The following is a 17,207-nucleotide window of genomic DNA, read 5'->3' as shown; positions in this document are numbered from 1 at the left end:
ACGAGTGTTCACCATGTCTCCGGTCTGTACACTTGGCCCGGCCACCCACGACTTCGGCGGGAGAACGCGACCTGCCCCGGCAAAGTCGTGGATGCCCGGGCCAGGCCCGGGCAGGACGCGCGGAGAGGTTGCGTGATCTGCCGGCAAGCCAGTCGATCAAACCAATTATGACAGCCTTTTCACTGGCGCCTGCCGTTCAACCGCGGTAGGACCGAAGTCGTCAGGGGTGCCCTTCCGGGCTGAGAGGACATGCGGTCCAACCCTTCGAAGCTGATCTGGGTCATACCAGCGGAGCGAGACGGATGTTCTCAGGCGCACAATTCTCCCTCTATCCGATGACGTCGGACTTCGTGCCGGCGATCATGGGCGGCATCGCCGCGCTCGACACCTACAAGGACCGGCTGCGACGCGAGACCGACGACGTCTCGACGCTGCTCGTCGGGCCGCCGGACGTGGTCGTCGACGCCATGCGCGACGCCTTCATCGCCACGGCACGGTCGGGCCACCACGTGGTGCTGAGCGCCACGCTGTCGCGCGGCTGCCCGGGCGAGTCCGACGACCCGATCTGCACGGCGCCGTCGATCCCACGCCTGGCCCCGGGCGACGATCCCGTCCAGGCCGCCCTGCGCCGCTACGATCCGAACCCTGTGAGCGGCATCGCCTGCTCCGGGCAGATCTCGCTGTACCCGCTCGGCACCGAGGCGCACATGGCGCGCATCGGCTCGTGCATCGATTTCCTCAAGCACGTCGGCGTCTACGACAAGCCGAAGCACTTCTGCTCGAAGCTGCGCGGCGATGCCGGGGCGCTTTTCTCCGCGGTCGCGTGCTCCTACCTCGATTTCGCGCCGCCGGAAGCCCACGTCGTCCTGACGCTCACGGTCTCGGCCAACAGCCCGAGCCGGTTCTGACCGTCCGCACCTCTCCCCTCGCGTCATCGAGACTCCATCATGCAAAGCTGGTCGCAGCGTGAAATCGTCATCGTCGCCACGATCGGCGTCGTCTTCGGCGTGCTTTATCTGGCCTGGGTGCAGCTCTGGCTGGTGGCGCAGGGGCTGATCGGGCCGCTGTCGCTCGACATCCTGTTCGGCTTCTGGTGCGTCGCCTCGGTGGTCGCCGCCTATGTGGTGCGCAAGCCCTTCGCGGCCTTCTTCGCCGAGGTCGTCGCGGCCATCGCCGAGATCGCCACGGGCAACCCGGCCGGCGTGATCCTGCTGCTCACGGGGGTCATCCAGGGCGCCGGTGCCGAACTGCCCTTCGCCGCCACGCGGTGGAAGCGCTACGACACCGCCGTGCTGGTCGCCTCGGGCATCAGCGCCGCCCTCTTCAGCTTCGTCTACACGTGGATCCGCTTCAAGTACGGCGCGCTCGATCCCAAGCTCCTCGTGGTGATGTTCGTCCTGCGCTGCGCCAGCGGCGCGATCCTGGCGGGCCTGCTCGGCCGCTTCATCGCGCGCCGCCTCGCCGCCACGGGCGTCCTGAACGGGCTCGCCATGGACGCCGAGGTCCGTGGCTGACGCGAGCCCGATCGTCGAAGCCCGCGACGTCGCCGTCCGCTATCCGGGGGCAGCCCGGGACGCCGTCCGCGACGTCAGCCTCGCCCTCCGCGCCGGCGAGCGGGTCGGCATCCTCGGCCCGTCCGGTTGCGGCAAATCCACCTTCGCCCTCGCGTTGGCGGGCGCCATACCGGCGCTGGTCCCTGGCGAGTTGCGCGGCACCGTTGTCCGTGCGGGCGCCGTCGCCCATGTCCAGCAGGACGTGGAGGCACAGCTCGTCGCTCTGTCCGTCGAGGGCGAGATCGCATTCGCCCTGGAGAACCGCGGTCTCGATCCGGGCGCCATCGACGTGGCGATCGCGCAGGCCCTCGGCAGCGGCCCCGCCCGTGGCCTGAACGCGCGCGACGCGACGCTGTCCCTGTCCACGGGATGGCGGCAACGGCTCGCTCTGGCCGCCGCCTTGGCCGAAGGCGCTGGCCTCACGATCCTCGACGAACCCACCGCCCATCTCGACGAGGCCGCCGCGCAGGAGGCCATCGCCTTCATGGCCGGCGAGACGCCCGGCGCCCTGCTGCTGATCGAGCACCGTGCCGACCTCGTCGCGCCCCTCGCCGACCGCCTCCTCGTGCTGGACCGCGAGGGCGCGCCCCTCTTGCTGGCGCCTTCCGCCGAGGCGCTGGAGACGATCGCCGGCCGGCCCGACCTCGGTTTGCGGCTTCCCCCCGCCGCCCGTGCCGCACTCTGCCTGCGCCGGCATGGGCAGGCGGTTGCCGGCGGCCTGATGCCGGACCTCGCCGCTCTCGTGCACGCGGCGGCGGCGTGGCCGGCAGACCTGCGCGCGGCACTGCGCGACGACCTGGCGCCGACCAGGCTGCCAGCGGCGGCGGGCGATCCGCTGGTGACCCTCGAGGCGGTGAGCCTGCGCCGCGGAGACCACCGGGCCCTGGAGGGAGTGTCGCTCACCCTGCGCCAAGGCGAGGTGGTCGGGCTCGCCGGCGGCAACGGCGCCGGAAAGACCTCCCTGTGCCTCGTCGCCGCCGGCGCGCTGCGTCCCGGCGCCGGGCGGCGGATCGCGAAACAGGGCCTGGTCGCGCACATGGTGCCGCAGAACCCTGCCCTGGTCTTCGCGTCGGCAAGCCTAGGGCTGGAGGCGCGCCGGCGCGGCCTCGCCTGGCACGAGGCGGCCGCGAGCCTCGAGAGCTTCGGGCTCACGGCCGATCCGCGGCGTCATCCGCTGCATCACAGCCGCGGGGAGCTCAGACGCATCGCCCTCGCCTTCGCGCTGGCGGGACCGGGCCCGATGCTGGCCGTTCTCGACGAGCCGACGGCGGGCCTCGACGCGCATGGCCTGGCGGCCCTGGAGGCGAGCCTCCTGGCCGGCAGGGCAGCCGGCAACGGCGCCCTCGTCGTCAGCCACGACACGGACTGGCTCGCCCGCACCTGCGACCGGATCCTCGTGCTCGATGCCGGCCGGCTCGCCGCCGAGGGAGCCGGCCGGGCCATCTGCCGCCGGGCCCTCGACGGGACGGCCCCGCTCGCAGCCCCGCCCGCCTTCGCGCTGGCCGCGGCGCTCGGCCTGGAGACCGCGGCATGATCGGCGATCGGCATGCCCTGGCCAAGCTCGCGGCATCCGGCGTGCTGGTGCTCACCGCCTCGCTGGTCGACCGCCTGCCCGCCCTTGCGCTCATGGGCGTCGTCATCCTGGTCGCCCTGCTCGCCCTGGAGCGGCGCCCGGCGGCGCACCTCGCCCGGCGCATGCTGCCTTTCGTGTTTCTCGCGGCGGCGATGTCGTGGATCTATCTCGTCGCCGAGAACCCGGCCTACACGGCCGTGGGCGGCAGCGGCGCCGGCGTGGCGGCCGTCGTCGCCTCGCGCATCCTGGTGATGGGCCTCGCCTCGCTGGCCTTCGCGGAGACGACCCGCGCCGACGATCTCGCGAGGGCGCTCGAGCAGAATGCCCGCCTGCCGCGTCGCATCGTCCAGGGTGTCCTGGCAGCGATCCAGTTCCTGCCGGCCCTGGCCGAGGACTACCGCATGCTGCGCCTGCTCCAGCCGCGGCGCGGCAGCGGTTGGGGCGGGCGGATCGGCGCACGCCTGGCCAGCCTTTCGCCCGACGTCTTGCTCGTGCTCTTCGCCGGTGCGCTGCGTCGGGCGAGTGCCGCCGCCCTGTCGATGCAGATGCGCGGCCTCGGACCGCTCACGCCGGCCTCGCGGTGGCGAGAGCGGCGCTGGCAGGGCCGCGACAGCCTCCTCGTGGCGGCGGCCATCGCGCTCGCCGGGATGGCCGCGACGCTCGGCTGAGGCCCGACGTTCGGGGAGCCCGATCGCATGCGAGCCCTCGCATGGAACGGCAGCCGGAACTTGGGCGTTTCCCAGGTCCCCAACCGATGGAGACGTGGTCGTGGAAAACATCTCACGAGAGCGCTTGGCCGCTTTGCTGAACGAGGACCTCGCGCGCGAGTACCAGGCGATCATCGCCTATGTGGTCTACTCGCAGGTCATCAGAGGCGCCGAGTACATGAGCATTGCCAAGCAGCTCGAGGAGCATGCCGGCGAAGAGCTCAAGCATGCGCTGATCATCTCCCGCCAGATCGACTATCTCGGCGGCACGCCGACGGTGACGCCGAAGGCGGTGGCCATGCCCGGCGACGCCAAGGGCATGCTGCGCGCCGACCTGGAGAACGAGGCCGACACGATCCGCAACTACCGCCAGCGGGTGCGCCAGTGCGAAGCGCTCGGCGAGTTCGCGATGAGCGAACAGATCCGCGAGATCCTCGTCGACGAGCAGGATCACCTGATCGACCTCGCCACCGCGCTCGGCGAGGACGTGCCCGTCATCGAGGCCTGACCGACCGCCTGGCCCCGATCTCCCCACCCTGGGTCTGGCCCGCAGGGCCGTGAGCCGAAGGACGCGGCACGGTGCGGCCGCCGGCATCGTGCGTCCTTCGACTCGGCCTCGCCGGCTGCTCGGGATGGGGAGCCCGGGGCGGTGTCGACGATGAAAGCCCCCGTCACTTCCGCTCCGGCACCACAGCGCGCCCCGTGGCGGCGGCGTCCTTGACGGCGAGCGTCGTGGCGAGCGTGCGCAGGCCCTCGCGTCCGTCGATGACGGGCTTGGCCTCGCGCCGCACCACGTCGACGAAGTGCCGCATTTGCAGGGTCAGCGGGTCCTGCTCGGGCACGACGATCCGGTCCGAGCGGATCGGCGTCCACCAGCCGTCGCCCTCGTGGCTCCAGGTCTCCAGCGTCGGCACCGCGATCGAGCCCTGCGTGCCGGCGACGACGATGCAGAGTTCGTCGGTGCGGGGGTAGGCCTTGTTCTCGCCCGAGGTCAGCTCCCAGCTCCAGGGCGCCACCGCCGAGTCCGAGAGGATGATGGTGCCGAGCGCCCCGTTGGCGAAGCGCAGCAGCACGGCGGCCGTGTCCTCCACCGGAAAGCCGCGGGCCGCGCTGGACTCGATCGCCTGCACCGACACGACGTCGCCGCACAGGTTGCGCAGGTCATCGACGAGGTGGATGAGGTTGATCAGCACCACGCCGCCGCCGGGCTCCCGGCGCCAGGCGCCCGGCCCGTCGAAGTAGCCGTGGTCGGGCTTCTTGTAGAGGCTCATGGCGTTGACCGCCGTCAGCCTCCCGAGACGACCGGACTGGATGACGTCGCGCGCCCGGCTGATCAGGGGGCTGTGGCGATGGTGGTGGCCGACGAGGATCGGCACGTCGGCGCGTTCCGCCGCCTCGACGATCCGCCGGGCTCCGGCCACGTCCTCGGCCGGTGGCTTCTCCAGCAGCATCGGCACGCCCGCAGCCGCCGCGGCGAGCGCATGGGGAATGTGGAAGCGGTTCGGGGAGGCGATGACGAGCCCGTCCGGCTTCGCCGCGGCGAGCCCCTCCTCGACCTCGGCGAAGTGCGGCACGCCGAGGCTTGCCGCCTGCTCCCGCGCCGCCGGCGAGGGGTCGATGATCGCGGCGAGCGTGGCCTTCGGCTGGGCCAGGATACGGGCGATGTGGGCCTTGCCGATCAGGCCGGCGCCGGCCACGGCGATGCGGGTCTCATGCGTCATGCGATCCTCCCGCGCCCCGGTCACGGCCGGCGCGCGGAAGCGATCATGGCACGATCACGAGCTGCCGATGAAGATGCCCGTGAGCAGCACCAGCAGGCCGCCCAGCACCACCTGCACGATCGCCAAGGTGAAGGGCGTCTCCATGTACTTCCAGCGGATCCAGGCGATGGCGAAGAGCTCGATCGCCACGATGACGCCGGCCGTGATCGTCGCCGTCCAGAAGTCGGGGATGAGGTAGGGCAGCGTGTGACCGAGCCCGCCGACCGCCGTCATCAGGCCGCAGATGCCGCCCCGGAGCCAGGGATGGCCACGATCCGTGATCTCGCCGTCGTCCGACAGAGCCTCCGTCAGGCCCATGCTGATGCCGGCACCGATCGAGGCGGCGAGGCCGACGAGGAACGTGTCCCACGAATTGTGGGTCGCAAAGGCGGCGGCGAAGATCGGCGCGAGCGTCGACACCGAGCCGTCGATCAGCCCGGCGAGACCCGGTTGCACGACCTGCAGCAGGAACAGCCGGCGGGCGGTCGCGTCCTCCTCGGCCTTGATGTCGGGCGTCAGCGTCGTCTCGCCGAGCTTGGCGGCGAGGCTCTCGTGCTTCTTCTCGATCTCGGCGAGGTCGGCGAGCAGCTTGCGCGTGCCCACGTCGCGGGAACGCTCGGCGGACTTCGCGTAGAAGGCCGCGGCCTCCATCTCCATGATCTCGGCCTGCCGGCGAACCGCGTCGAGACGCAGGTTGTCCAGCAGCCACAGCGGGTTGCGCTTGAGGAAGCCCTTCACGTCCTGGCGCGTGATGTAGGGCAGCTCGTCGCCGAAGCGGCGGCGGTAGTCCTCCAGCAGCGCGTGCCTGTGCCCCTGCTCCTCCTCGGCCATCTCCTCGAAGACCTTGGCCGATTGGGGAAAATTCGGGCGCAGCTTGGCCGCGAAGTTCAGGTAGATGCGGGAATCCTCCTCCTCGTTGGCCACGGCCAGCGCGAGGACCTCCTGCTCGGACAGGTCCCTGAAGTGCTTCATGCGGTTTTCCTTAGAAGAATTCTAATCTGGAAAATCGACCCGAAGCGGGCACAAGTCAAGGCCGGATCCGTTCGCCCATCGTCGCACGTCAGGCCGGCGCGGCGTTCTCGCGGATGAGACTGGCGAGCCAGACGATGCCGGGATCGTCGGCGAAGGAGGCATGCACGTGCAGCGGAATGGCGTTGGGGCGCTGCTCGAACGGCAGGTCGATGAGGCGGAAGGCGCCCGCCCGGTTCAGCTTGACCGAGATGCTGCGCGGATAGATCACCGCCAGGTCCGTCCGCCGCACGATGGCGGGCGCCACGGAGACATGGCCCAGCCGGGCCGAGACGGTGCGGTCGAGGCCGAGCGTCGACAGCCGCTCGCCGAGCTGCCGGTAGCCTGCCGCGTTCGAGGACACGTCCACCCAGCGCAGCTGGGCGAAGCTCTCGCGCGTCAGCGCCCGCGCCTTCAGGGGATGCCCCTTGCGCACCAGGCAGACATAGTCGTCGTCGATCAGGGCCGTGCTGGCGATGTCCGGGCCGAGGTCCGGAACGAGGCCGATGGCCAGGTCGATCTGCCCCGAGCGCAGGTCCGCCTCGACGCTCGCGACGTCGAGGGCCACCGACTCGAGGCGCACGGACGGCGCGACGCTTTCCATGCGCTCGAGCAGGTCGGGCAGGAAATAGAACTCGGACAGGTCGGTCATCGCGACACGGAAGACCCGCCGCGACGTCTGCGGCTCGAAGTGCCGCTGCGTGTGGACCGTCTGTCCGACGATGGCGAAAGCCCGGCTGAAGGGCTCGTGGAGCCGCTGCGCCGCCGGCGTCGGCACCATGCGGTTGCCGGCGCGCACGAACAGGGGATCGGCGAACTGGTCGCGAAGGCGGCGCAGCGCATGGCTGACCGCAGGCTGCGTCAGCCCGAGCCGGTCCCCGGCGTCCGTCAGGCTGCCGAGGTCCCAGATCGCCAGGAAGGTCTTGATCAGGTTGAAGTCGAACTGACCGAGGCTCTTGGTGTCCATGCCGCGGTCATTCGACAGGTCCTCGCGCGAGTGCGCAAGGGCCTGTGCGAGGGCTGGCCCGGCACTCACCCCGGGAAGTTCGGCGGCGGGGCGAGGCCGGTCAGGATCGTGCCGCAGTTCTCCAGCGTCGCGTCGTTCAGCGACTGGTGCTGGATGACGACCATGGCGTCGCGCGCGATCTGCTGCATGCGGTTGGTCTTCTCGATCGTCGCCATGCCGCAGACGCGGTAGCAGTCCTGCACGATGTCGTTGCCGGTCTGCGCCGCATGGGTCGCACTGAGGCGCAGCAGGGTGCGCAGTTCGAGCGACAGCTCGTCGCCCGCCGCGATGACGTCCCAGGCCTTGGCGGCGGCGTCGTAGTAGAACAGCCTCGCCGCGCGCAGGGCCGCCTCGCCCTTGGCGAGCGTGGTGCGGAAATAGGCGCGGTCGGCCAGGCGCGCATGGCCCGGCATCAGCTTGGCGGCGCCCGACATCTCGACGGCCAGGTCCAGCGCCGCCCGGGCGAGGCCGAGGTTTACGGCCGCGTGCACCTGCGCCTGGTAGGGCATGGCGGGATAGCGGTAGAGCGGCTCGTCGACGACGCCGGGAGCGCCGCGCACGCAGACCCACTCTTCGGCGTAGAACTTGTTCTCGACGCGCGTGTCGTGGCTTCCCGTGCCCTGCATGCCGATCACGTCCCAGTTGGGCACGATCTCGACCTCGTGCGCCGGCGCCACCGCCATGCGCACGATGGGCAGGCCCGAGGCATCGTTGCCCGGCGTGGTGATGCCTACGCCGATCCAGTCCGCGCCCATGCAGCCGCTGGCGAAGCGCCAGCGCCCCGACACCGTCCAGCCGCCTTCGGCCTTCTGGGCCGGCTGCAGCGGGTAAAGCCCGCCTGCGAAGACCTGGTCCGGTCCTTCGGCATACATCTTGGCCTGGGCCGAGAGCGGCAGCGCCGCGGTGTAGGTGTTGGCCGACCCGAAGGCCGCGACCCAGCCCGTGGAGCCGTCGACCCGGCTGACGCGCTCGACCATCTCCAGGAACACGTGCGGCGGCAGCGCGTCGCCGCCGAACATGGCCGGCGTGGCGGCGCGGAAGATGCCGGCCTCCTTCATCGCCGCGACCACGTCGCGCGGCACGTAGGTCAGCTTGTCGATCTCGCCGCGGCGCGCCGCCACGAGCTCCAGCATCCTCTGGAAGGCGGCCTCGCGTTCGGGCCCGGCCGGCGCAGCCTTGACGGTGGACGAGTCGGGCGTGGGGCGGGGAGCCATGAACATGAGCGCGTTTCCCGGTGAGTTTCCACCATCAGACGGGAGACGAAGGTCATTCGTCAAATCGATCCTTTTCATGACGTGAATTCGCTGGGTCGATAGCCGACTTCGCCGCACGGGGTGGACCGAAGTCGGTGTGGCCAGCCTCGTCCCTTCCGCTCCATACTCGGCGCTCAGCGAACGTCGGGCGCAGCACGGCGATGCGGGAGGCAAGCTCATGATCCTGACAGACGAACAGGCGATGGTCCGCGACACCGCGCGCGATTTCGCGCAGGAGCGGCTGAAGCCCTTCGCCGCCGAGTGGGAGAAGGCCAAGGCCATTCCGCGCGGCGTTCTGGGGGCCATGGGCGACCTCGGGTTCCTCGGCATGGTGGTGCCCGAGGACTGGGGCGGGGCCGCTGTCGACACGGTCTCCTACGCGACGGCGCTGGAGGAGATCGCGGCCGGCAACGGCGCCGTCTCGACCGTCATGAGCGTGCACAACTCGGTGGGCTGCGCCCCCATCCTGCGCTTCGGCTCGCCGGAGCAGAAGGAGCGCTTCCTCAGGCCCATGGCGGCCGGATCCATGATCGGAGCCTTCTGCCTCACCGAGCCCGAGGCCGGCTCCGACGCCTCGGCGCTGCGGACGCGGGCCCGCCGCGCCGAGGGCGGGTGGGTGCTCAGCGGCACGAAGCAGTTCATCACCTCAGGCCGCAGCGCCGACGTCGCCATCGTCTTCGCCGTCTCGGATCCCGAGGCGGGCAAGCGCGGCATCACGGCCTTCATCGTCCCCACGGCCTCGCCCGGCTACACGGTCGCCCGCATCGAGGACAAGCTCGGCCAGCACGCCTCCGACACGGCGCAGATCGTCTTCGAGGACCTCTTCGTGCCCGACGAGAACCGGCTGGGCGGCGAGGGCGAGGGCTACCGCATCGCGCTCGCCAACCTGGAGGGCGGGCGCATCGGCATCGCCGCGCAATCGGTCGGCATGGCGCGGGCGGCCTACGAGGCGGCGCTGGCCTACGCCCAGGAGCGCAAGAGCTTCGGCCAGCCGATCATGGCCCACCAGGCCGTCGCCTTCCGCCTCGCCGACATGGCGACGCAGATCGAGTGCGCCCGCCAGATGGTGCTGCACGCCGCCGCGCTGCGCGACGCGGGCCAGCCCTGCCTCAAGGAAGCCGCCATGGCCAAGCTGGTGGCCTCGGAGGCTGCCGAAAGGGTCTGCTCCGACGCCATCCAGGTCCACGGCGGCTACGGCTACCTCGAGGACTACCCCGTCGCCCGCATCTGGCGCGACGTGCGGGTGTGCCAGATCTACGAGGGCACGAGCGACATCCAGCGGTTGATCATCGCGCGGCAGATCGCGGGCTGAACCCGGTCCGCCAGCCCCCATTGCCCCTCATCCTGGAGACCTTTGCACGAGCCACGTTATGGCCAGTCCCCCAACCTCTTCATCCTGAGCAGCCGCCAAAGGCGGCGTGTCGAAGGACGCAGAATGGTGGTGGAGACTCGGAGCCTTGACTGAACATCGTGCGTCCTTCGACACGCCCGCTCCGCGGGCTGCTCAGGATGAGGACCGTTGGGGGCCGGTGAAGGGGAGCCGCCTCAATACCAGGCGTCCGGCATCTCCCCCTTGCGCCTCTCCATGAACGCCCGTAGCGCCTCGTCCACGCTCTCATCGAGCGGCGGGGCCTCGTACTCGGCGAGCCGCTTCTTCCACAGCCGGTTGGCGCGCTTCGCCGCGTCCTCGCTGCCGGCGGCTTCCCATTTCTCGAAGGGCTCGTTGTCGGCGGTCTCGCTGTCCCAGTAGGCCGTCTGGTAGTTGGCGAGCGTGTGGGCCGAGCCGAAGAAATGGTTGCCCGGGCCGACTTCCGCGAAGGCCTCGACCGCGAGCTGGTTGTCGTCCACCGGCACCCCGTCGAGATAGGTGTGCAGCGCGCCGCACAGGTCCGTGTCGAGCACGAACTTCTCGTAGGACATCGACAGGAGCCCATCGAGGAAGCCGGCCGCGTGCAGGATGAAGTTCGCGCCGCAATGCACGGCGGCGAGCATCGACATCGTGCCCTCGGTCATGGCGTGGGCGTCGGGCAGCTTCGAGGTCGTGAAGTTGCCCGAGCAGCGCAGCGGCAGGTTCAGGCGACGGGCGAGCTGGCCGACCACCATGGAGCCGATGGCCGGCTCCGGCGTGCCGAAGGTCGGCGAGCCCGAGCGCAGCGCCGTCGACGACAGGAAGTTGCCGAAGATCACTGGCGCCCCGGGTCGCTCGAGCTGCGTCAGCGCGCAGCCGGCCATCGTCTCGACGAGCGACTGGGCGATGGCCCCCGCATTGGTGACCGGGCCCATCGCCCCGCCCAGGATGAAGGGCACGACGACGCCCGCCTGGTTCGCCCGCGCATAGGCCCGCAGCGCCTTCGTCATCGTGCCGTCCCAGACGAGCGGCGAGTTGACGTTGACGTTTCCGAGGATGACGCAGTGTCGGTCGACGAAGTCGCGCCCGAAGACGATCCGCGCCATCTCGATGGAGTCCTCCGCCCGGCTCTCAGCCGTCACCGAGCCCATGAAGGCGCGGTCCGAGTAGCGGATGTGGCTGTAGACCATGTCGAGGTGGCGCTTGTTCACCGGCACGTCGACGGGCTCGCAGATCGTCCCGCCCGAGTGGTGCAGCCACGGCGAGGCCTGGGCGAGCTTGATGAAGTTCTGGAAGTCCTCGAGCGTGCCGTAGCGCCGGCCCTTGTCGAGATCCATCACGAAGGGCGAGCCGTAGGCCGGCGAGAACACCACCGACCTGCCGCCGATCTCGACCGAGCGGGCCGGATTGCGGGCGTGCTGGGTGAAGGTGGCCGGCGCGGTCTTCAGGAGCTCGCGCAGCAGGCCGGGTTCGAAGCGCACCCGGACGCCGTCCACGCTCGCGCCGGCACGGCGCCACAGGTCCAGCGCCACGGGGTCGTCGCGGAACTCGATGCCGACCTCGGCGCCGATGCGCTCGGCGGCGCGCTCGATGCGGACGAGGTTTTCCTCCCCCATGATGTCGTAGGGCGGGATGGCGCGGACGATGTAGGGGCGCCCGAGAACGGCCGTGCGAACGGTCCGTCCCTCGCGGCGTCCGGTGCGTCCGGCCCGGCCGCGACCTGCCGGCGTGTCCCGCTCCTGGTCCATGGCGCCGTTCTCCCCTCGCTCCCTTGCGGGAAAGGTACTGCGTCCATGCGCGAGCGCCACGGGCAAACGCGTCGCCTGCTGCTCCGCTCGCGGCACCCGGCGCATTGAGCCCGGCGGCCCGTCGCGCTAATCACGACGTCATGCCCCTGCCCGACGCCGAACCGACGCACCACGCGATGGACACTCCGGAAGCCCTTCTGGCCGAATGCGGCCTCGCGGCCCCGCTCGTCCGGATGCAGGAGCCCGAAGCCGCCGCGCTCGTCGCGTCCTCCTGGGGCATGACCGGGTCCTTCACCCGCTTCGCGACCGAGAAGGACGACACGTTTCTGGTGACGCCGGACTCAGGCCCGCGCTTGGTGCTCAAGCTCTCGAACCCGCAGGAGCCTGAGGCCGACATCGAGCTGCAGACCGAGCTGCTGTTGCACGTGGCAGAGGCCGATCCGGCCCTGCCGGTGCCGCGCGTGGTCCCGGCCAGGGGCGGTGCCGCCTGGTTCACCTTCGTCGACCGCGCCGGCCAGACCCGGATCGCGCGCGCCCTCACCTATCTCGAAGGCACGCCCCTCGACAGGTTCGACACGACGCCGCGCGAGCGGGAACGGCTCGGCGCCATGCTCGGCCGCCTTCGCCATGCCATGGCGGGGTTCTCGCACCCGCACGACGGGCGCGTCGTGGCCTGGGACGTGCAGCACCTCCCGCGGCTGCGGGGGCTGGTGGCTCACATCGACGACGCGGGACGTCGCTCGGCTCTGGACCGCGGCCTCGACCGCTTCGAGGCCCTCTTCAACCGCATCGGCGCCCTGCCCAGGCAGGTGGTGCACAACGATTGCGGCCGCTCCAACGTCGTCGCAGACCGCGACACGCCGGGGTTCGTCTCGGGCATCATCGACTTCGGCGACGTGGTGCGCACGGCCGTGGCCATCGACGTCGCGACCACGCTGCTGAACCAGCTTTCGCTCGTGCCCGCCGACGACATCTTCACGGACGGTCGCGACGTCCTGCGCGGCTACCTGTCGACAGCGCCCCTCGCCGAGGCGGAACTCGCCATGGTCCCGCACCTCGTCATGGGCCGGGTCATCGCCCGGGCGCTCATCACGACGTGGCGCGCCGGCATGATGCCGGACAATGCCACCTACATCCTGCGCAACACCCATCCCAGCTGGCACCAGCTCGACTGGTTTCTCGCCCGCGGCGTGGATGACGTGAGCGCGGTCTTCATGGATCTCGCCGACACTGCCGGCACCGCCTCGCATCCGCCCGGAGACACGCCATGAACAAGATCAACGTGGGCATGGTCAACGGCTTCGACCCCTCGCGGCTCGAAGACCTGGATCCCGCCATGCAGGGCGCGATCCGGCGCCGCCAGGCGCTCCTCGGCCCCGCCTACCGGCTCATGTATGCCGACCCGGTCGAGGTGAAGCGGGCCTCCGGCGTGTTCCTCTACGACAGCCAGGGCAAAGCCTATCTGGACGCCTACAACAACGTCGCCTCGGTCGGCCACGGCCACCCACGCGTGGTGGAGGCCATCCACGCCCAGCTCCAGACGCTGTGCACGCACACGCGCTACGTCCAGCAGGGCATCCTCGACTTCGCCGAGGACTTCGTACCGTCGTTCGGCGGGCCCATCGAGCACGTGATGTTCACCTGCACGGGGTCGGAGGCCAACGACCTCGCCCTGCGCATCGCCAAGCACAAGACCGGGCGCAACGGCATCGTCATCACGTCCGAGGCCTATCACGGCAACTCGGACCTGACCGCGGGGCTCTCGCCCTCGCTCGGCAAGAAGTCGCCGCTCGGCACCTGGGTGCGGCGTATCCCGGCACCCGACAGCTACCGGATGAAGCCCCGCGAGATCGGCCGCACGCTGGCCAGCGCCCTGCAACGCGAGATCGAGGAGCTGGAGCGCCGTGGCGAGGGCCTCGCCGCTTTCATCGCGGATTCGCTGTTCTCGTCCGACGGCATCTACGCCCATCCCACCGACGTGCTCTCGCAGGTGGCCGAGGTGGTGCGCCGGGCCGGCGGCGTGTTCATCGCCGACGAGGTCCAGGCCGGCTTCGGCCGCTCCGGCGAAGCGCTGTGGGGCTACCAGCGCCACGGCCTGCAGCCCGACATCGTCACCATGGGCAAGCCCATGGGCAACGGCTACCCCGTCGCCGCCGTGGCGATGTCGCACGCCGTGGTCGAATCCTTCGGCACCAACCAGCGCTATTTCAACACCTTCGGCGGCAACGGCGTCGCCATCGCCGCCGCGCAGGCGGTCTACGACGTCGTGCGCGAGGAAGGCCTGCAGGCCAACGCGCTGAAGGTGGGCGCGCTCATGCAGGCGGGCATCGGCGAGCTTGCCGCGACGCACGAGGGCATCGGCGACGTGCGCGGCACCGGGCTCTACATCGGCGTGGAGTTCGTCAAGAACCGCGCGACGAAGGAGCCCGACAGCGCAACCGCGCTCGCCGTCGTCGACGGGATGCGCAAGCGCCGGGTGCTCATCTCGGCGACGGGCCCGAACGCCAACATCCTGAAGATCCGCCCGCCGCTGGTGTTCTCGCCGGCCAACGCGGACCAGCTGGTGGCGACGCTGGACGACACGCTGAAGGCATTGCGGGGCCGGACCGCGTGAGGCGCGGCGCCACCGGCTAGCGCTCGGAGTAGCCCGGGAGGACGTGGGCGTCGATGACGTAGCGTCCGCCCGCCGCCACCACGGCCGCGCCGCGTCGCAGGGCGGCCTGCAGGTCGGCCACCGACGAGACCGGTCCCTCCCCCTCGAAGCCCTGGGCCCGGGCGAGGCCGACGAGGTCGGGCGGGGGATCGTCGAGGCGCTGGCCGATCCACCTGTTGGCGACGGGGCGGCCGCGCTGCACCGCCATCCGCTCCTGGTGGACCTCGTCGTTGAAGTAGGACCGGTTGTTCACAATCACGAACAGCAGCGGCAGTCGCATTCGGGCGGCGGTCCAGAGCGCGTTCACGCCCATCAGGTAGTCGCCGTCGCCGATGACCCCGACCGTGAGGCGCCCGCTGTCGCGCAGCGCGATGGCCGCGCCGATCGTGTGCCCTGGCCCTGTGCCCACCGCGCCGCCGCCGTCCTTGCCGAGGAAGTCGAGCGGCGAGCGGAACCGGCAGGCCGAGCGCGGCCAGCCGAAGGACAGCCGCGCGAAGGTGACGGCGCGCTCGCGCGCGAAGGCGGACAGCGCGAAGGCCACCTGCTCGGCATCGAACGGTGCGCCAGGCTCGGGGCCGAGCGGGGCGGCCTTGGCCCAGTGGTCGCCCGCCGGGACGAGGGGCGCCGAGGCCACGCGCCTGTCGGCCCGCACGGCATCCAGCAGCTGCGCGACGAAACGGTCCGGATCGACCGCGAGGCGCAGGTCGGCCGCGGGCAGGGCCTGGTGGTCCATGCTCCAGCCATTGGCGAGGGTTGCGTCGAGCGAGACGTGGACGACGGGCTGCGGCGCGGGCGCCTGGCTCTGCGCCGACCCGAGCCGTGCGGAGAGGAAGCCGCCGAGGTCGTGCCAGTCGAAGCTCAGGATGAGGTCCGCCCGCCTCAGGAGATCCGTCTCGGCCGGCACCGGCCGCTCGCCCACCGGGGCGACGGGATGCAGCGGGTGCTCGGTCGGGAAGCACGAGGCATTGTGGACCGTCGTCAGCACCGTGGCGCCCAGCGCCTCGGCCAGCGCGACGCGACGGTCCCAGTCGCCGGCATCGCGCGACAGCCGGCCGAAGAGCAGCAGTGGCGCATGCGCCTCGCGCAGCAGGGCGAGGCAGCGCTGCAGCGATGCGGCGGAGGCCTCGGCCGGCTCCGGCGGGCGAAAGCGCGACACGTCGGGCACGAGCACGGGCCCCTGCGCGCGCGTCTCCTGCATCTCGGATTCGAGGCAGACATAGACCGGGCCCGCCGGAGCGGTCCGCGCGATCTGGTCTGCCCGAAGGACCGACTCGACGGCCGCGCGCGCGGAGGTCGGCTGGTCGTCCCACTTCACGTAGTGGCGCACCAGCGCGCCCTGGTCCTTGGACGTGTGGATCCAGTCGATCCAGGGCCGGCGTTTGGCGGCGTCCACCGGCCCCGTGGCGCCGATGATGAGCATCGGGCGACGGTCGCACCACGCATTGAAGATCGTCATCGTCGCGTGCATCAGCCCGACGTTGGAATGCAGCGCCACGGCCATCGGCTCCTGCGCCACGCGCGAGAAGCCGTCGGCGATCGACACCGCATGCTCCTCGTGCAGGCACACGATCATCTCGGGATCGGCGTTGCCGAGGTGGTTGACCAGGCTGTCGTGCAGGCCCCGGAAACTCGAGCCAGGGACGAGGGCGATGTAGCGGTAGCCCAGCGCGCGGATGGTCTCGGCGACGGCGTCGCTGCCCCAGGGGCCCGGCGCGGAGTCTTCGGCGGAAGAAGAGGTCAAGGTCGGCTCCGGACGAAAGGGCCCGTCGTGGGGCGGATCGTGCGCTCGGGGCCCGGCTCGTCAGCGAGCCGGCCGCCTGAGGTTCACGTGGATGTGCTTTTCCTGGGTGTAGGCCAGCAACTCGTCCAGGCACTCCTCGCGGCCGAGGCCGGACTGCTTGGTGCCGCCGAACGGCGTCCCGAGGAAATGGCGCGAGACCTCGTTGATCCAGACGAAGCCGGCCTCCACCTCCGCGGCGAGCCTGTGGGCGTCGCGCACGTCGTTGGTCCAGATGGCGGCCGTCAGGCCGTACTCGACGCCGTTCACCGTCGCCAGCATCTCCGCCTCGTCCGACCACCGGAAAACGGCGAGAACCGGCCCGAACACCTCCTCGCGGGCGAGGCGCATCCCCGGCGTGACGTCCGTGAAGACCGTGGGCTCGACGAAGTATCCGCCGGCCAGGGCCCGGTTCGCCGGCGGCTTGCCGCCGCACAGCAGCGTGGCGCCCTCGGCCGCCGTGTCGGCGATGAAGCCGAGCACCTTGTCGAGCTGCGCCTTGCTGATGATGGCGCCCATCGTCGTGGCCGGATCTGCGGGATCGCCCGGAACGAAACGGCCGATCCGTGCCCGGATCCGTTCCACGACCGCGTCGTGGATCGCCTCGTGCAGGAAGGCCCGGCTCGTCGAGCCGCAGGACTGCCCGCACCAGGTGAAGTTCATGCCCGCGATCACGGCGCCGGCGACCTCGTCCGGATCGGCATCGGCACAGGCGACGAGCGCGTTCTTGCCACCCAGCTCCAGGAGCACGGGCTTGATCGTGTCGGCGGCCGAGCGCAGGACCGCACGGCCCGCGGGGACGCTGCCGACGAGGGCCACCA

Annotated in this window: 15 protein-coding genes and 1 riboswitch; of the genes, 8 read left to right on the top strand and 7 right to left on the bottom strand. The window is 70.9% G+C overall.

Features of this window, described 5'->3' with window-relative positions:
* Nucleotides 1–212 precede the first annotated feature (212 nt).
* A riboswitch (TPP riboswitch) is annotated at nucleotides 213–314 on the top strand.
* The 5 genes from Q0Q47_RS29930 to Q0Q47_RS29910 all read left to right on the top strand — a co-directional run bounded on the left by Q0Q47_RS29930 (nucleotide 303) and on the right by Q0Q47_RS29910 (nucleotide 4,341).
* A complete protein-coding gene (locus tag Q0Q47_RS29930; protein ID WP_293868676.1) occupies nucleotides 303–908 on the top strand; it encodes a YkoF family thiamine/hydroxymethylpyrimidine-binding protein in 606 nt (201 codons plus the stop codon). It overlaps the preceding riboswitch by 12 nt.
* A gap of 39 nt (nucleotides 909–947) precedes the next feature.
* Nucleotides 948–1,514, top strand: a complete 567-nt coding sequence (locus tag Q0Q47_RS29925; RefSeq protein ID WP_293868674.1) for an ECF transporter S component — start codon at nucleotides 948–950, stop codon at nucleotides 1,512–1,514.
* The gene (locus Q0Q47_RS29920) at nucleotides 1,507–3,087 is read left to right on the top strand and encodes an ABC transporter ATP-binding protein (RefSeq protein ID WP_293868672.1); all 1,581 of its coding nucleotides are present in this window, start codon (nucleotides 1,507–1,509) and stop codon (nucleotides 3,085–3,087) included. Before Q0Q47_RS29925 ends, Q0Q47_RS29920 begins: the two co-directional genes overlap by 8 nt.
* The gene (locus Q0Q47_RS29915; RefSeq protein WP_293868670.1) at nucleotides 3,084–3,794 is read left to right on the top strand and encodes an energy-coupling factor transporter transmembrane protein EcfT; all 711 of its coding nucleotides are present in this window, start codon (nucleotides 3,084–3,086) and stop codon (nucleotides 3,792–3,794) included. Before Q0Q47_RS29920 ends, Q0Q47_RS29915 begins: the two co-directional genes overlap by 4 nt.
* 124 nt (nucleotides 3,795–3,918) lie before the next feature.
* Nucleotides 3,919–4,341, top strand: a complete 423-nt coding sequence (locus Q0Q47_RS29910; RefSeq protein WP_293868668.1) for a bacterioferritin — start codon at nucleotides 3,919–3,921, stop codon at nucleotides 4,339–4,341.
* A 163-nt stretch (nucleotides 4,342–4,504) separates the two neighbouring features.
* Here the strand turns inward: Q0Q47_RS29910 and Q0Q47_RS29905 are convergent, their stop codons facing one another.
* From Q0Q47_RS29905 to Q0Q47_RS29890, 4 genes are all read right to left on the bottom strand, one after another.
* The gene (locus Q0Q47_RS29905; protein ID WP_293868666.1) at nucleotides 4,505–5,554 is read right to left on the bottom strand and encodes a Gfo/Idh/MocA family oxidoreductase; all 1,050 of its coding nucleotides are present in this window, start codon (nucleotides 5,552–5,554) and stop codon (nucleotides 4,505–4,507) included.
* A 54-nt stretch (nucleotides 5,555–5,608) separates the two neighbouring features.
* Complete coding sequence (gene mbfA, locus Q0Q47_RS29900) at nucleotides 5,609–6,565, bottom strand: iron exporter MbfA (protein WP_293868664.1); 957 nt, start codon at nucleotides 6,563–6,565, stop codon at nucleotides 5,609–5,611.
* A gap of 88 nt (nucleotides 6,566–6,653) precedes the next feature.
* Nucleotides 6,654–7,568, bottom strand: coding sequence for a LysR family transcriptional regulator (locus tag Q0Q47_RS29895; protein ID WP_293868662.1), 915 nt, complete (start codon nucleotides 7,566–7,568; stop codon nucleotides 6,654–6,656).
* 65 nt (nucleotides 7,569–7,633) lie between these two features.
* The gene (locus Q0Q47_RS29890; protein ID WP_293868660.1) at nucleotides 7,634–8,827 is read right to left on the bottom strand and encodes an acyl-CoA dehydrogenase family protein; all 1,194 of its coding nucleotides are present in this window, start codon (nucleotides 8,825–8,827) and stop codon (nucleotides 7,634–7,636) included.
* 211 nt (nucleotides 8,828–9,038) lie between these two features.
* On the opposite strand from Q0Q47_RS29890, the gene Q0Q47_RS29885 reads away from it, so the two are divergent.
* Nucleotides 9,039–10,172: an acyl-CoA dehydrogenase family protein gene (locus tag Q0Q47_RS29885; RefSeq protein WP_293868658.1), complete on the top strand. Its 1,134-nt coding sequence runs from the start codon at nucleotides 9,039–9,041 to the stop codon at nucleotides 10,170–10,172.
* Between the two features lie 233 nt (nucleotides 10,173–10,405).
* On the opposite strand, the gene Q0Q47_RS29880 is transcribed toward Q0Q47_RS29885, so the two are convergent.
* The gene (locus tag Q0Q47_RS29880; protein ID WP_293868656.1) at nucleotides 10,406–11,956 is read right to left on the bottom strand and encodes a trimethylamine methyltransferase family protein; all 1,551 of its coding nucleotides are present in this window, start codon (nucleotides 11,954–11,956) and stop codon (nucleotides 10,406–10,408) included.
* Between the two features lie 140 nt (nucleotides 11,957–12,096).
* Here Q0Q47_RS29880 and Q0Q47_RS29875 point away from each other — a divergent pair, with 140 nt between their 5' ends.
* Both Q0Q47_RS29875 and Q0Q47_RS29870 read left to right on the top strand, forming a co-directional pair.
* Nucleotides 12,097–13,227 carry a phosphotransferase gene (locus Q0Q47_RS29875; RefSeq protein ID WP_293868654.1) on the top strand — a complete coding sequence of 377 codons (1,131 nt, stop codon included), beginning with the start codon at nucleotides 12,097–12,099 and terminating at the stop codon, nucleotides 13,225–13,227.
* Between the two features lie 17 nt (nucleotides 13,228–13,244).
* On the top strand, nucleotides 13,245–14,570 hold the full coding sequence (locus Q0Q47_RS29870; RefSeq protein WP_293868678.1) for an aspartate aminotransferase family protein: 1,326 nt from the start codon (nucleotides 13,245–13,247) through the stop codon (nucleotides 14,568–14,570).
* A gap of 16 nt (nucleotides 14,571–14,586) precedes the next feature.
* Here the strand turns inward: Q0Q47_RS29870 and Q0Q47_RS29865 are convergent, their stop codons facing one another.
* Together Q0Q47_RS29865 and Q0Q47_RS29860 are read right to left on the bottom strand one after the other, a co-directional pair.
* Nucleotides 14,587–16,350 carry a thiamine pyrophosphate-binding protein gene (locus Q0Q47_RS29865; RefSeq protein ID WP_293868652.1) on the bottom strand — a complete coding sequence of 588 codons (1,764 nt, stop codon included), beginning with the start codon at nucleotides 16,348–16,350 and terminating at the stop codon, nucleotides 14,587–14,589.
* A gap of 60 nt (nucleotides 16,351–16,410) precedes the next feature.
* Nucleotides 16,411–17,207 (bottom strand): aldehyde dehydrogenase family protein (locus Q0Q47_RS29860; protein ID WP_293868650.1); only part of this gene is annotated, 797 nt, incomplete at its 5' end.

The sequence above is a fragment of the uncultured Alsobacter sp. genome (assembly GCF_945952055.1).
GTDB lineage: Bacteria > Pseudomonadota > Alphaproteobacteria > Rhizobiales > Beijerinckiaceae > Alsobacter.
This window is presented reverse-complemented; position numbering and strand designations above follow the sequence as displayed.

What these genes read in the sequence shown, in the direction of transcription:
- Q0Q47_RS29930 (WP_293868676.1), top strand. Translation starts at nt 303, where the DNA reads ATGTTCTCAGGCGCACAATTCTCCCTCTATCCGATGACGTCGGACTTC.
- Q0Q47_RS29925 (WP_293868674.1), top strand. Translation starts at nt 948, where the DNA reads ATGCAAAGCTGGTCGCAGCGTGAAATCGTCATCGTCGCCACGATCGGC.
- Q0Q47_RS29915 (WP_293868670.1), top strand. Translation starts at nt 3,084, where the DNA reads ATGATCGGCGATCGGCATGCCCTGGCCAAGCTCGCGGCATCCGGCGTG.
- Q0Q47_RS29905 (WP_293868666.1), bottom strand. Translation starts at nt 5,554, where the DNA reads ATGACGCATGAGACCCGCATCGCCGTGGCCGGCGCCGGCCTGATCGGC.
- mbfA (WP_293868664.1), bottom strand. Translation starts at nt 6,565, where the DNA reads ATGAAGCACTTCAGGGACCTGTCCGAGCAGGAGGTCCTCGCGCTGGCC.
- Q0Q47_RS29895 (WP_293868662.1), bottom strand. Translation starts at nt 7,568, where the DNA reads ATGGACACCAAGAGCCTCGGTCAGTTCGACTTCAACCTGATCAAGACC.
- Q0Q47_RS29890 (WP_293868660.1), bottom strand. Translation starts at nt 8,827, where the DNA reads ATGTTCATGGCTCCCCGCCCCACGCCCGACTCGTCCACCGTCAAGGCT.
- Q0Q47_RS29885 (WP_293868658.1), top strand. Translation starts at nt 9,039, where the DNA reads ATGATCCTGACAGACGAACAGGCGATGGTCCGCGACACCGCGCGCGAT.
- Q0Q47_RS29880 (WP_293868656.1), bottom strand. Translation starts at nt 11,956, where the DNA reads ATGGACCAGGAGCGGGACACGCCGGCAGGTCGCGGCCGGGCCGGACGC.
- Q0Q47_RS29875 (WP_293868654.1), top strand. Translation starts at nt 12,097, where the DNA reads ATGCCCCTGCCCGACGCCGAACCGACGCACCACGCGATGGACACTCCG.
- Q0Q47_RS29870 (WP_293868678.1), top strand. Translation starts at nt 13,245, where the DNA reads ATGGTCAACGGCTTCGACCCCTCGCGGCTCGAAGACCTGGATCCCGCC.